This is a genomic window from Ancylomarina sp. 16SWW S1-10-2 (assembly GCF_009669305.1).
Lineage (GTDB): Bacteria > Bacteroidota > Bacteroidia > Bacteroidales > Marinifilaceae > Ancylomarina.
In genome coordinates this window covers 438,644-451,557 of sequence record NZ_SADB01000001.1, presented here as the reverse complement: position 1 = coordinate 451,557, position 12,914 = coordinate 438,644, and the positions used below count along the sequence as shown (strand labels likewise).

The following is a 12,914-nucleotide window of genomic DNA, read 5'->3' as shown; positions in this document are numbered from 1 at the left end:
ATTTAGTCTATAAGTTGAAATGTATCTTGTAGCCTAAATTTATATCGTATTCTTTTCAATAAAGTAGTATGGAAAAAGAAGATAAGAGTCTAAATCCCCACGTTGATTTGTTTGAGAATATCGCCATTACTTTTAGTGGTGGAGGCTATCGAGCTTCAGCTTTTGGATTAGGTGTTTTATCATATCTAAAACAAATTGATTTTAAGGGTAATACATTATTAGAGCAAGTTAAAGGTTTGAGTACGGTGAGTGGAGGAACGCTGTTGGGAGCAACCTATGCTTGTTATGTTGCAAAAGGGAAACACTTTGATAGTTTTTATAATTATTTTTATAGAGTTCTTGATGAGGACAAATTATTGGAAATTGCTCTTGAAAAGCTCGATTCTGATGAATTGTGGAAGACTTCACATAAAAGAAGATCTCTAATTAATGCTTTTGCATTGGCGTATGATGAACTATTTACCAATGAAAGTTTCCAATACTTAAAGAAAAATAAATCACATCTTGAGGATATCTGTTTTAATGCAACGGATTTTTCTTTTGGTTTAGCTTTTCGATTCCAAACAACAGGCCGTTTTGGAAATTACCGTCTTTCCAATGAGCATTTAAATCAACTTGCTGATGATATGAAAATTTCTGATGCAATTGCTTCTTCTTCATGTTTCCCGACTGGATTTGAGCCCATTTTAATGCCCGATGACTATGTTAGTGATCATGAATCGGAGGTTTATAAATCTATAAAAGCACATCCAATATTTAAAAATGGGGTGGGGATTATGGATGGTGGCATTGTTGATAATCAGGGAATAGGTAGTATTATAAATGCCGAAGTTAGACGAGTTTATGAGGGAAATCCTTATGGACTTATCATGGTTTGCGACGTGGGAAGTTATAGTATGAATGCTTGGGAACCATCAGAAATTGAAATGGTTAGAATGGGTTGGTCAAAGAGTCCAAAACAATTACTTAACCTTTTAATTGAAAAATTAAAATTAAGTTGGTTATTGTGGGTTCCACTTTTTATCTGTTTTATTTTACTGGTGTCAGGATTTATGAATATGCCATCCGTAGGTTTATTTATAGGAGGAGGTGCAATGGCTATGTTTGCTATTTTGACAATTGCTATTAGATATTTTATTAGTAAAATGGAAGAAAAATCTATTATTTTTTGGACGTGGATGATGGGAATGGTTCCTAAATTCATGCGAGAGAAGTTGAAAAGGTTTCAAAACCTAAAGATTCGTTTAATCCAGAGAATGATAGAAGAGCGCGGCACTTCATCTTTAATCATGATAAATGATATTTTCTTGAAACAAATAAGACGATTAAACTATGATTTGCTTTATAAGGATGATAGTTTGAAAAACAGACGTGTTACAACTCTAATTTATGAATTAACCGAAAAACAGTATCATAAAGGCGATTCTGATGAGAAAGAGATGGATATAAAAGAAGATCTTATAAATGAACCGAGTAATTTGATTTTTGATGCAGCAAAGATTGCGTGTGAAATGGAAACGGCTCTTTGGTTTACTGATGAGGATAGAGAAGTTTTAAGACTTAAAAATCTTGTGGCATGTGGACAGTTTACGGCTTGCTATAATCTTCTTAAATATTGTATGGATTTAAAGAAAGATGAAGCAAATGTTGATCAATCTCTACTTGATCAAATGATTGAAATTTTTCAAGCCGATTGGAATAAGTTTATAAAAGATCCTTACTATTTACATGATTATTTCGATATGAAAGACGAAATGCTCAGAAATGTTGGCTAAATAATTTTATTTAAGCTATAAAATTTAACTCTAAGAGTATGTTGTACTGTAAATCACAATTATAAAAACAATATAACTCCTTTATTATAAAAAAATATGAAAACAAAAGATGATTTAAAACTTGCTGTTGTAATTGATGCCGATAATGTGTCTTCAAAAGATGTGAAGGCTATGATGGAAGAAATTGCGAAATATGGAGTACCCACATTTAAACGAATCTATGGTGACTGGACAAAACCTAATTTGGCAGGATGGAAATCGGTACTTCTAGAGAATGCTATTACACCAATTCAACAATATGGTTATACTACAGGTAAAAATGCTACCGACTCTGCCATGATTATTGATGCCATGGATATTCTTTATACCGAAAGAGTTGATGGCTTTTGTATTGTGTCTAGTGATAGTGATTTCACCAGGTTGGCAGTTAGGTTAAGAGAATCGGGAATGAAAGTATTTGGCTTTGGGGAACAAAAAACACCACAACCATTTATTGCTGCCTGTGATAAGTTCATCTATATTGAAATTCTAAAACGTTCGACACATGCTGAAGCTTCAGTAGTTGATGAAGAACCTAAACGAGCAGCTAGAAAGAAAAGTTCTATTTATAAGCCCGACAAAAAACTTATTAGTCTAGTGGCTGCAAGTGTTAATGATATTGCTGATGAGGATGGCTGGGCATTTCTTGGCGATGTAGGAAACCTTCTGATTAAAAAAAGGACAGACTTTGATCCACGAAATTATGGTTTTGAAAAACTGACTCCTTTAATTAAATCTCTTAAGAAACATTTTGATATTGATGAGAGAGATACAGATAGGGCAACAATAAAACATGTGTATATCAGAGCAAAAAAATAAAGATATTTTTATCAATTGAAAACCTTCATTCTATTCTGAATGGAGGTTTTTTTTAGCTTAAAAGCTTAATGATTTTGATAACTAATCTAGTTAAGATAAACCTGCTAGCACAGCAGCTCCATATGCACCCACAAATTGAGGTTTTTCAGGCACAATAATATTCTCCCCTAGGCTTTGTTCCAAAAGCTCAATCATACAGCTGTTGTTGGCAACTCCACCAGCAAACATTAAAGGTGTGCTTATATTTTGTCTACGAATCATGCCCACAGCACGTCGACATACCGATTGGTGAATAGCTAGGGCAACATCGTTCCTTTTACATCCTTTTGCCAATAGTGAAGTGACTTCAGATTCAGCAAACACAGCACACATGCTATTAATTTCAATACCTTTTTCTCCCTTTTGAGCTTCGGTGCCAATTTGATGAGTTTGATAGCCCAACGTGGTGGCCATCATCTCGAGAAATTTACCTGTACCAGCAGCACATTTGTCATTCATCTCAAATTTAGTGACTTTACCCATCTCATTTATTGAGATAACTTTGGTGTCTTGCCCGCCAATATCCAATACGCTTCTAACTCCAGGATATAAACCAGTGGCTCCAGCTCCGTATGCTTTAATCTCGGTAACGGTTGGAAAATTAAAGGCGACTTCAACAATACCTCGACCATAGCCAGTAGCCATTATCTTATCAAAAGATATATCAGCGATTAATTCTTTGACTCTTTCTATGGGATTATAGCCTGATTCTGCTTGCTTACTGTGTACGACTTGTCCATCTTCCAGTACAATTAGCTCTATACTTCGTGAGCCTATATCAATACCTGCTAATCTCATAGTTTTCTATTTATCTCTTGTTAAGACTTAAAAATAAAGAGTGAGAAACTTGATGTGTTTCCCACTCTTATTATTTTAATAAGGGTAAATTATTTGATAATTTCGACAAAAGCTTCTACACGGGTAGATAACTGTCCCATATCTTCTTGACTGTAATCAGTTTCAAGTCGTAATACCGAAATGTTTTCTTTTTCCAATTGCTTTTCAATGGAGAAAGATTCCATAATATAAGGTTGGCAGAACTGAAGACCATAATGGATAATACCATCAGCATTATATTGTTGCTTCATTTCTTTGATATGGTTAATACGATCTTGATTTGGTGTGAAAACTGCACAATCAATTTTGAAATAGCGATCTGTAATAGAATCCATCAAGCCATCTAAGTTGTCAGCAGAATCGTCTGTTAAGTTACGTTGACCACGTTCTCCAATACAAGATTCTTCACCTACAATAACTGCTCCTTTTGCTTCTATAATAGAAGGTAATTTCCAGTTAGGAATAGCCATTGGACAACCAGAGATTACCACTCGAGGAGCGTTAGTTGCTTTTGCACCTTTATTTTCTTTAACACGTATTTCTAGCTCATCACAAAGGATATTAACCTTTTCTGTGAATCTAGCTGGGTTATCAAGAAATGCAATCTGATTGATCAATAGAGCATCTAAACCTGAAATAGGAGCTGGATCAGCTGCACGAAGCATTGATAAACGACGTAAAGCTTGTCGTTTAGCATTTACAGTAGCTATACCTTGTTTTAGATCTTCAAGCTTAATGCTTTTACCAGTCATTTCTTCAAGTTTCTCAACAAAGCTCTTGAATTCATGCTTAAGCATATGTCTAGCCATAGGTGTTTTGGTCTGTGGCAAATCCATTTGATAGAAGTTAGGAACCATTTCCTTGAAAATCTCAAATGATTTTTTCTTACCATCACAGGTATTTTCTCCAACAATCAAATCGGATGCTTCCATGTAAGGACATACTTTTCCAAGTTCAAAACCAAAAAAGGATTTGATTAGGGAGCAAGTGTTACGTGGTAGAACTTTCTCTACTTCGTCTTGTGCAAAATCAGCACCAGCGCATAGGCCTACAGAAGTACAACCAGCAGCTAAAATAATTTCTTCTGGAACAAAGACACAAAATGAACCAATAATTTTGCGACCAGCTTTTTGTTCATCACGCAATTCCTGTATTCTTAAACCATGAGCTTCACTCATTACAAAATCGAAATAGGCCATGCCTTCAGGTCGATTTTCTTGTGTCATGAATATGGATTGGTATGCGCCTCCTAGATTTTCTAGTAGTGCGTTGTGATTGTCTAGGTTTAAACCAAGCTCAGTCCACATTTGCGTGTAATCTGCCATAATAATATCTGTTTTTGATGATTTTGGCTGCAAAAGTAGAAAGCTTTTAGACTCATTCCTAGTTAACTGAACTATTTCTTAAACATAGAGTTAAAGAAGTTTATGTTTTAGAGGGAGAATGTCATGAAATTAGTTTTGGGAAAAGTCAGGTGGCGTGTTTAAATCATTATCAAGATCATTGTCAAAAAAATCTTCATCATCAAAATCATCCAGTAAGTCGCCAGTAAGATCCATAACATGAGATGAACTTTTTATCTCGAACCACTGCAAAAATTCTAAATAATTGACTTTTGGGAATTGAGAGTCCTCATTGATATATTTTGAAAGTTCAATCCTAAATATTTCTTGGAAGTTTTCATGTAGCTCTTCTTCGAATGAAGTTTCCAGTACGATATCAGAAACCAGATAAACATTAAAATCTGTTTTCGTATCCGGAGTTATATCATTTATATCCATTTGTGTTGCAACCCAATCCCAGAATTTTTGTTTTGGAATAATGGTGATTGCACTATAATCTGTTTTAGGAATAAAAGGAATATTGGAAGAGTTTATATTATCTAAAAGGGTATTAGCATCTTCTTCTGAAATTCCGAATTGTTGAGTTATAATCTCCTTAAGTTCATGTGTAGACATATTGTTATCCTTAATCGGCTTATATTCATCGTTGTATGGTGATATGTGAAGTAAGTCACGTAAGTCTAGCGATTTTTTATTTGTAGTTGTAGGTCGTGTTTCAAAATAGGCGTTTAATTCATCAACGCTTATGTGTGGATTGGATGAGGCTGAAAAAAGTAGGTTAATACTACCTGCTGCATGAGCTATACTTGCTGCCCAAATATTGCTTTTCCCTTTACTTAGAGGTTGGCTTGCATGTTGTTCTAATTCATTGAGAATTTTGTTGCAAATTTTAGCATAGTCTTCACTATTTAATATTTCCTTACAAAAATTGTCAAGCAGTTTTTTTATTGTTTGTATTTTTGATAACATGTTTTTTCGATTTAGATTTTTGTGAAAATATAAAATGTTTGTGACAAATAAACTATATTTAAAGTATAACAATTAATTGATTTTTACCATTATTATATCTATTACAAATGAAAATATCTATTTTAGAACCCATTGGGATTGATGCTTCCAAATTCAATCAGATACAATCTAGTTTTGAGAAACTTGGACATGAAGTTGTCTTTTTTTCTGATCGAAATGAGAATGAAGCCGAATTAATTAAACGTGCCGATGGTGCAGATGCTATCGTTGTGAGTAATATTCCTCTTTCTGCAAATTTTATAGCAAATTGTCCAAATTTATCAATGATATCAGTAGCATTTACAGGTGTTGATCATATTGATATGAAAGCCTGTAACGAAAGAGATATATTGGTGAGTAATGCGGCAGGATTTTCAACAGAATCTGTTGCTGAATTAACTCTTGGAATGATTTTATCTTTGTATAGGAAAATTGTAGGCGGTGATGCTATTACCAGAGCTGAAGGTAGTCGAGGTGCTTTTTTAGGAACTGAGCTTAATGGTAAATGTTTAGGAATTATTGGTGCAGGAGACATTGGACTTAGAGTTGCCGAAATAGCAAAGGTGTTTAATTGTAGAGTATTGGCATATAGTCGAACAAAAAAACAGATTGATGGTGTTGAGTTTGTTGATAAAGCCACACTATTAAAAGAAGCCGATATTGTTTCATTACATACACCTTTAACTCCAGAAACAAAAGGCTTAATGGGTGAAGAGGAATTTAAAGCAATGAAGAAAACTGCTATTCTGATTAATACAGCTAGAGGTCCTGTTGTTGATAGTGACGCTCTTTGCAAAGCTCTTAAAAATGGTGAAATTGCTGGAGCAGCAGTTGATGTTTATGAAAAAGAGCCTCCTTTGAAAAAAGAGCACATTTTATTTACAGCACCAAACCTTATTATGTTACCACACTTTGCTTTTGCAAGCCATGAATCATTCGGGAAACGAATCGATATTGTAGTGGAGAATATTAAGCTTTGGTTGGATGGAAAACCTAGAAATATTATGAATTAAGGAATTTGTATATATTCCAAATCCAAACAATAAAAAACAGGAGAATAATCGGAATGATTATTCTCTTTTTTTTTAGTTTGTTGTTGATTTTTATGTAGAACTTATAAAATCCTTCTTTTGTCAATATTAAATCGTAAGCCACCCAAAATGACGATACAATTAGTATCACAAGAGAACTAAATGCAAATGGGTTATTATAAAATGCTTTGTGAAAATTCCCCTTGAAAATTTCAATAATTCCTGAGGTTGAACCACAAGCAGGACATGGTAATCCACTTATGGTTTTAAACCAACAAAGAGTAATTCCTTCTTCGCTTGTGTTAAGAAAGAAATAATTGTAGATAAGCCAGCCGTATGCTAAGACTGAAAGTAAACTAACCAGTTGGTATAAGCGTTGCTTAGGCATTATACAATAAGGCTTGCTGTAATTTTTCGAAGTTAAGCTGACGAGTACGCTCCATAATGATAAACCAATCGACAATAATCCAAATAAGGAAACCACCACAGGTTAAAAGCTTGACGATTCCTAAACCAATATCTCCAATATAAAAGCGATCGAAAGAAAAAGGAGCAATAATATTTAATAGTGAAAGAATAAGAGCAACGGTTGGATCTTTTAGATTCAAAGTTTGAAGTACGATAAACTTGTCATCATCCAAATCTTGAATCATATTTTTAATTGTTGGAATTTGGTGACATTCAAAATATTTGGCATTCGTCATCAAGAAAAGATCAACTTTTGTAGTATCCATTTTTGTCAGTTTTAAACCAAAAGAATGGTTTATATTGTAAGTTTTTGTATTATATAAATCTAGGAAAAATTAATCAGATTAAAAATCCTGTTCATAAAATGCTAATTTAAGACTTGAAAGTATTTAATTTGTAATAAATTAGAATAAATAAAAGAGCCGAACTATATTTTAGCGAATATTGGGGACTTATAGAGTTTGTAATATAAAAGGTATAAATCATGAAATTAGAAATAGCACCTATTCCAGAAGGAGTGGGTCGTCCGGAAGTTACTCGTCCTGATGTCAGATTGTTAGCGGCCATAGGAGAGGCTGGAGTTAGAAAATTGGTGGATGATCATTACACCATTTTACGAACTAGTGAAATAGGTGGTATGTTCCCTCGTTGGGATATGGAATTTGAAGCGGCAAAACTTCGATCGTCTGATTTTTTTATACAGGTTTTAGGTGGTCCAGATTACTTTAATCAAAATCAGGGAAGTCCGAAGTTGGTAAGTCGTCATATTCACTTTAGAATTACACCAAAGGCTCGCGAAATTTGGCTTAATGCTTATAAAGAAATTTTGCCTAAGCTTGATGTGTCTGAAGAAATTATTATGTCATTCTGGAACTACTTGAATATTTTTTCAATTTGGATGGTGAATACAAAAGAATAAAATTTAAAATCGATATCATATATAAAGCGGCTACTCATAAGATGTAGCCGCTTTTGTATGTTGAGTTTCTTACATGTATTGATGATGTCTAGGTGATTATTCTTTGTTTTATTTAAAACATCAAATAATGATGTCAGTAATCAATTTAACAATCATTAGTTTTGTACTTTAGAATTTCAAAAATATAGGCAAAGAATCGTAATATCAATACTTAAGCATATTTAAATAACACAAATTTTTATTTATAATGAACGCAAAAATTATAATTACAGCAGTTTTGTTAATGGGATTAGTTATGCCATCATCTGCAAAGAAGAAAGAAGACAAGAAAAGTTACGAGTTTACTATCGAAAAACAGATAAAAACGACTGATGTAAAAGATCAGTATCGTTCGGGAACTTGTTGGGTTTATGGTATGAATTCTTTTTTAGAGTCTGAATTGATTCGTAATGGGAAGGGCGAATTCGATCTTTCAGAAATGTTTGTGGTCAATAAAAATTATCACCTTAGAGCTATAGATTATGTCCGTTTTCATGGAATGAAGAGTTTTTCGGCTGGTGCTGAAGGTTGGGATGTATTAAATGTGATTAAACAATTCGGAATTGTTCCACAGGAAGCTTATTCTGGGAATACTTTTGATGAGACACTTCCTGTTCATGGTGAGATGGATGCTGTTCTACATTCTTATGTTGAAGCCATTGTAAAAAATAAGAATAAAAAAATTACGCCAGTTTGGATCAAAGGCTTTGATGGTGTTCTTGATGCATATTTGGGGGAAATTCCAGAGTCGTTCCAATATAAGGGTAAAGAATATACAGCGAAATCATTTGCTGATGAGTTGGGATTAAATATGGACGATTACGTAACAATTACTTCATTTACGCATCACCCATTCTATAAAAGTTTTGTATTCGAAGGAGCTGATAATTGGTCTTTGGGCGAAGTCTTAAATGTGCCTATGGATGAGATGATGCAGATTGTTGATAATGCTATTGATAAAGGTTACAGTATTGCATGGGGAAGTGATGTGAGCGAAAAAGGTTTTGCATATAGAAAAGGTGTTGCTGTTGTGCCAGATACAGAATCTAAAAATATGGCTGATTCGGAGATTTCGAAATGGCAAAATATGAGTCGTGATCAAAAATCTGCTTATGGAACAGATTATCCTGTAAAAGAAAAAGAAATAACTCAAGAGATGCGTCAGGAAGCGTTCGATAATTATGAATCAACAGAAGATCATATGATGCATATTGTAGGAAATGCAAAAGATCAGAACGGAAGTAAGTATTATTTAGTGAAAAACTCTTGGGGTACCGATATGAATACTTACGGAGGATATTTTTATGCATCTAAGCCTTTTTTGCAATATAAAACAATATCCATATTGATACACAAAGAAGCTATTCCTGCTGAGATAGCGAAGAAATTAGGTTTATAATATTTTGACAATAATAAGATGAATGAATATTGGACTTTTGGGCTTTTAGCCGTCACCTCATTTTTTACTTTAATCAACCCACTTGGCGTAATGCCAATTTTCATGACGATTACTGGTGATTTGAATGCTGAGCAAAGAAAGAAAACGGCTAGAAAAGCAACTATCGTATCTTTTTTTACACTGGTTGCATTTGCCTTTTCAGGACATGTGTTATTTCAATTTTTTGGAATATCGGTTAATAGCCTTAAAATAGTAGGAGGGGTCATCTTTTTTATCATGGGGCAAGATATGCTTCAGGCACGACTGAGTAAAATTAAGGTAAGCGATAGTGAAATTAACGAATATGTGAATGATGTATCGATTACGCCTTTGGCTATTCCAATGATTTGTGGTCCTGGAGCCATTACAAATGGAATTGTTTTGATGGAAGAAGCGGGGAGTATAGAATCTAAAATGATCTTAGTTGGAGCCATTCTTTTAACCTGTTTTCTGACCTATATTATTCTATGGAGCTCGAGTCGTATAATCAATTTTTTAGGAGATACAGGGAATAAGATTCTAATGCGTTTGATGGGTTTAATTGTGATGGTAATTGCTGTTGAATTTTTCTTTAGCGGCTTACGTCCAATAGTTCGAGAAATACTTAAAATCCAATAATCATAAAACAAAAACACCTCTCCAACAAGTGTTGGAGAGGTGAAAAAAACTCTGCGACTTTCACCCCAGAGAAAAAAAGTCTTTACTCAATCTTCACTTTGTCTGTTACAACATAGTAACGTGGATCGTCAATATCTCGAATAATTACAGCACTAAAACGAGAATCTGCTCGCTGTAGTAAAGTAATACAGTCATCACTAAGGTGCTTCAGTTTAATACTTTTGCCAACATTTTCATATTTAGCTATCAAATTACTGATGGCCTCAATGCCTGAGTGATCAGCAACTCTAGATTCTATAAAATCAATTTCAATGCTTTGAGGATCTTCATGCACATCGAATTTTGAGTTAAATGTTGAGATTGAGCCGAAGAATAATGGACCCCAAATTTCATATACTTTAGTACCATCATCTTTAATTGATTTTCTAGCACGAATGAGTTTAGCATCTTTCCATGCAAATACCAAGGCAGATACAATAACACCAGCCAATACAGCTATTGCGAGATCGAACATAACCGTTAAGCCTGTTACGAGTAAAATAACGAAGGCATCGGTACGAGGAATTTTATTGATGATTCCGAAAGTAGCCCAAGCAAATGTTCCTATTACAACCATAAACATAACACCAACCAAAGCAGCTATAGGTACTTGCTCTATAAGAGGAGAAGCAAAAAGAATAAATGCTAACAAGGTTAGTGCTGCAATTATACCTGATAAACGACCACGTCCACCAGACTTTACGTTGATAAGTGATTGACCAATCATGGCACATCCACCCATACCTCCGAAGAAACCAGTTACAATATTTGCTGCTCCTTGTGCCATACATTCGCGGTTACCATTTCCACGGGTTTCTGTAATTTCATCAAGAAGATTCATAGTCATAAGAGATTCAATTAAGCCAATAGCGGCAATAATTGAAGCGTATGGTAAAATAAATTTGATTGTCTCTAGGTTTAGAGGAACCATTGAGAATAGTTGAGTTTGAAATGTTGGTAAACCACCCTTAAGACCAGCACCACCACCATCGCGTATAAATGAGCCAACTGTGCTCACATCTAATCCACCAAAAATTGCAATGGCTGAAACAGCAACAATCGCTGCTAAAGCTGCAGGAATTTTAGTTGTTAACTTAGGTAGTAGGTACATAATTCCCATGGTTAATACCACTAAGCCAATCATTGTAAATAGTGCACTACCTACTAACCATACGGATTCACCATCTATTTTCTGTGTAAACATGCCTAGTTGTGACATGAAAATTACAATGGCTAAACCATTCACAAAACCCATCATTACGGGATGAGGAATTAGTCTGACGAATTTACCAAACTTGAATACACCTGCTAAAAATTGAAGTACTCCAGCTAGAACAACAGTCGCAAATAGGTAATTTAAACCCATGTTTTGAATTGGTTCTACCATATCAAGTCCCATTTGGTTGCCATCTTTTACAAGACTTACCATAACAACAGCTAATGCACCGGTTGCTCCTGAAATCATACCAGGGCGACCACCAAAAATAGATGTGATTAACCCAATCATGAATGCTGCGTAAAGACCAACTAATGGATCAACACCTGCAACAAAGGCAAATGCCACGGCTTCTGGAACAAGTGCTAAGGCTACTGTTAAACCTGAAAGAATATCATCTTTTGAATTAGCAGCTTTCTGTTTGAAAAATTCTACCATACTTAAATTGTGTCAAAATTTGGTTTTTAAAGGGCGCAAAAGTAACGAATTTTATCACATATAAGTTATTCACGTTCACTTAAATGATTATTGTTTGAGCGGAATCGATGACGCTCCATATTGTGTAGCTGTCATGTAAATTACCTTTTGCTGTTCATCTTCAATTTAAAAAAAAACAAAATTCATATCGTTTAGCCAATACAAATAATAGGGATTATAGCTGTTTTAGATTGCGTATAGTTTAAAGCTATGAATATATAAAAACAATCGATTTGTTCTATGTTGTTTTTATTTGCACCTTTGTATTGTCGAATAAACAAAGATAAGGTAAACAAAATTAGACTTTTACCTTTAATTATAAAAAAAATAAAATGAAAAATTTAATAGGAATAGATCAAGAAAAAGCAGTTGTATTAAGTGATAAATTGAATAATTTACTAGCAAACTACCAGATGTTTTATCAGAATTTGCGTGGTTTACATTGGAATATTAAAGGCCGTGAGTTTTTTGAGTTACACCTAAAGTTCGAAGAGTTTTATAATGATGCTGTAATAAAAGTGGATGAGATTGCAGAACGAATCTTAACTCTAGAAGGTGAACCATTGCATACCTTCACTGATTACTTAAAGGTGGCAGAATTGAAAGAAGTTAAAGGAATTACAAATGGTGTAGAGGGTGTAGAAGTTGTTGTGAAGAACTTTTCATTGCTAATTCTTAAAGAGCGCGAAATTTTAAGCCTAGCTGGCGATGCTGAAGATGAAGGTACAGTTAGCTTAATGAGTGATTATATCTCAGAAACAGAAAAAACACTTTGGATGTTGAATTCTTATTTACGCTAGATAACTACG

At 34.1% G+C, this 12,914-nt stretch carries 13 protein-coding genes; 7 read left to right on the top strand and 6 right to left on the bottom strand.

Translation table 11 applies throughout. The features are described from left to right. Positions 1–68: 68 nt before the first annotated feature. Together EMN46_RS01945 and EMN46_RS01940 are read left to right on the top strand one after the other, a co-directional pair. On the top strand, positions 69–1,775 hold the full coding sequence (locus tag EMN46_RS01945; RefSeq protein ID WP_154198980.1) for a patatin-like phospholipase family protein: 1,707 nt from the start codon (positions 69–71) through the stop codon (positions 1,773–1,775). Between the two features lie 96 nt (positions 1,776–1,871). Next, complete coding sequence (locus tag EMN46_RS01940) at positions 1,872–2,633, top strand: NYN domain-containing protein (RefSeq protein WP_154198979.1); 762 nt, start codon at positions 1,872–1,874, stop codon at positions 2,631–2,633. Between the two features lie 90 nt (positions 2,634–2,723). On the opposite strand, the gene EMN46_RS01935 is transcribed toward EMN46_RS01940, so the two are convergent. The 3 genes from EMN46_RS01935 to EMN46_RS01925 form a co-directional block, all read right to left on the bottom strand. Next, positions 2,724–3,470 (bottom strand): acyl-CoA dehydratase activase, encoded by a 747-nt coding sequence (locus EMN46_RS01935; RefSeq protein ID WP_154198978.1) that lies wholly within the window; start codon positions 3,468–3,470, stop codon positions 2,724–2,726. Between the two features lie 89 nt (positions 3,471–3,559). Next, on the bottom strand, positions 3,560–4,834 hold the full coding sequence (locus EMN46_RS01930; protein ID WP_154198977.1) for a double-cubane-cluster-containing anaerobic reductase: 1,275 nt from the start codon (positions 4,832–4,834) through the stop codon (positions 3,560–3,562). A gap of 129 nt (positions 4,835–4,963) precedes the next feature. Continuing rightward, positions 4,964–5,821: a DUF6398 domain-containing protein gene (locus tag EMN46_RS01925; RefSeq protein WP_154198976.1), complete on the bottom strand. Its 858-nt coding sequence runs from the start codon at positions 5,819–5,821 to the stop codon at positions 4,964–4,966. A 107-nt stretch (positions 5,822–5,928) separates the two neighbouring features. Here EMN46_RS01925 and EMN46_RS01920 point away from each other — a divergent pair, with 107 nt between their 5' ends. After that, the gene (locus EMN46_RS01920; protein WP_154198975.1) at positions 5,929–6,873 is read left to right on the top strand and encodes an NAD(P)-dependent oxidoreductase; all 945 of its coding nucleotides are present in this window, start codon (positions 5,929–5,931) and stop codon (positions 6,871–6,873) included. On the opposite strand, the gene EMN46_RS20345 is transcribed toward EMN46_RS01920, so the two are convergent. Together EMN46_RS20345 and EMN46_RS01910 are read right to left on the bottom strand one after the other, a co-directional pair. Continuing rightward, on the bottom strand, positions 6,863–7,279 hold the full coding sequence (locus tag EMN46_RS20345) for a DUF2752 domain-containing protein (RefSeq protein ID WP_154198974.1): 417 nt from the start codon (positions 7,277–7,279) through the stop codon (positions 6,863–6,865). The genes EMN46_RS01920 and EMN46_RS20345 overlap by 11 nt on opposite strands. Beyond that, on the bottom strand, positions 7,272–7,625 hold the full coding sequence (locus tag EMN46_RS01910) for a TM2 domain-containing protein (RefSeq protein ID WP_154198973.1): 354 nt from the start codon (positions 7,623–7,625) through the stop codon (positions 7,272–7,274). Before EMN46_RS01910 ends, EMN46_RS20345 begins: the two co-directional genes overlap by 8 nt. Positions 7,626–7,843: 218 nt before the next feature. On the opposite strand from EMN46_RS01910, the gene EMN46_RS01905 reads away from it, so the two are divergent. The 3 genes from EMN46_RS01905 (at position 7,844) to EMN46_RS01895 (ending at position 10,373) form a co-directional block, all read left to right on the top strand. After that, entirely contained in the window at positions 7,844–8,278 is a 435-nt protein-coding gene (locus tag EMN46_RS01905) for a globin (RefSeq protein WP_154198972.1), read from the top strand. 247 nt (positions 8,279–8,525) lie between these two features. Further along, positions 8,526–9,716, top strand: a complete 1,191-nt coding sequence (locus EMN46_RS01900) for an aminopeptidase C (protein ID WP_154198971.1) — start codon at positions 8,526–8,528, stop codon at positions 9,714–9,716. Between the two features lie 18 nt (positions 9,717–9,734). Continuing rightward, complete coding sequence (locus tag EMN46_RS01895) at positions 9,735–10,373, top strand: MarC family protein (RefSeq protein ID WP_154198970.1); 639 nt, start codon at positions 9,735–9,737, stop codon at positions 10,371–10,373. An 82-nt stretch (positions 10,374–10,455) separates the two neighbouring features. On the opposite strand, the gene EMN46_RS01890 is transcribed toward EMN46_RS01895, so the two are convergent. Then, positions 10,456–12,066 carry a SulP family inorganic anion transporter gene (locus tag EMN46_RS01890; protein ID WP_154198969.1) on the bottom strand — a complete coding sequence of 537 codons (1,611 nt, stop codon included), beginning with the start codon at positions 12,064–12,066 and terminating at the stop codon, positions 10,456–10,458. Positions 12,067–12,437: 371 nt separating this feature from the next. Between EMN46_RS01890 and EMN46_RS01885 the strand changes: the two genes are divergently transcribed. Continuing rightward, positions 12,438–12,905 (top strand): Dps family protein, encoded by a 468-nt coding sequence (locus EMN46_RS01885; RefSeq protein WP_154198968.1) that lies wholly within the window; start codon positions 12,438–12,440, stop codon positions 12,903–12,905. Positions 12,906–12,914: the final 9 nt, after the last annotated feature.

What these genes read in the sequence shown, in the direction of transcription:
- EMN46_RS01885 (WP_154198968.1), top strand. Translation starts at nt 12,438, where the DNA reads ATGAAAAATTTAATAGGAATAGATCAAGAAAAAGCAGTTGTATTAAGT.
- EMN46_RS01900 (WP_154198971.1), top strand. Translation starts at nt 8,526, where the DNA reads ATGAACGCAAAAATTATAATTACAGCAGTTTTGTTAATGGGATTAGTT.
- EMN46_RS01930 (WP_154198977.1), bottom strand. Translation starts at nt 4,834, where the DNA reads ATGGCAGATTACACGCAAATGTGGACTGAGCTTGGTTTAAACCTAGAC.
- EMN46_RS20345 (WP_154198974.1), bottom strand. Translation starts at nt 7,279, where the DNA reads ATGCCTAAGCAACGCTTATACCAACTGGTTAGTTTACTTTCAGTCTTA.
- EMN46_RS01940 (WP_154198979.1), top strand. Translation starts at nt 1,872, where the DNA reads ATGAAAACAAAAGATGATTTAAAACTTGCTGTTGTAATTGATGCCGAT.
- EMN46_RS01905 (WP_154198972.1), top strand. Translation starts at nt 7,844, where the DNA reads ATGAAATTAGAAATAGCACCTATTCCAGAAGGAGTGGGTCGTCCGGAA.
- EMN46_RS01890 (WP_154198969.1), bottom strand. Translation starts at nt 12,066, where the DNA reads ATGGTAGAATTTTTCAAACAGAAAGCTGCTAATTCAAAAGATGATATT.
- EMN46_RS01895 (WP_154198970.1), top strand. Translation starts at nt 9,735, where the DNA reads ATGAATGAATATTGGACTTTTGGGCTTTTAGCCGTCACCTCATTTTTT.
- EMN46_RS01920 (WP_154198975.1), top strand. Translation starts at nt 5,929, where the DNA reads ATGAAAATATCTATTTTAGAACCCATTGGGATTGATGCTTCCAAATTC.
- EMN46_RS01945 (WP_154198980.1), top strand. Translation starts at nt 69, where the DNA reads ATGGAAAAAGAAGATAAGAGTCTAAATCCCCACGTTGATTTGTTTGAG.
- EMN46_RS01935 (WP_154198978.1), bottom strand. Translation starts at nt 3,470, where the DNA reads ATGAGATTAGCAGGTATTGATATAGGCTCACGAAGTATAGAGCTAATT.
- EMN46_RS01910 (WP_154198973.1), bottom strand. Translation starts at nt 7,625, where the DNA reads ATGGATACTACAAAAGTTGATCTTTTCTTGATGACGAATGCCAAATAT.
- EMN46_RS01925 (WP_154198976.1), bottom strand. Translation starts at nt 5,821, where the DNA reads ATGTTATCAAAAATACAAACAATAAAAAAACTGCTTGACAATTTTTGT.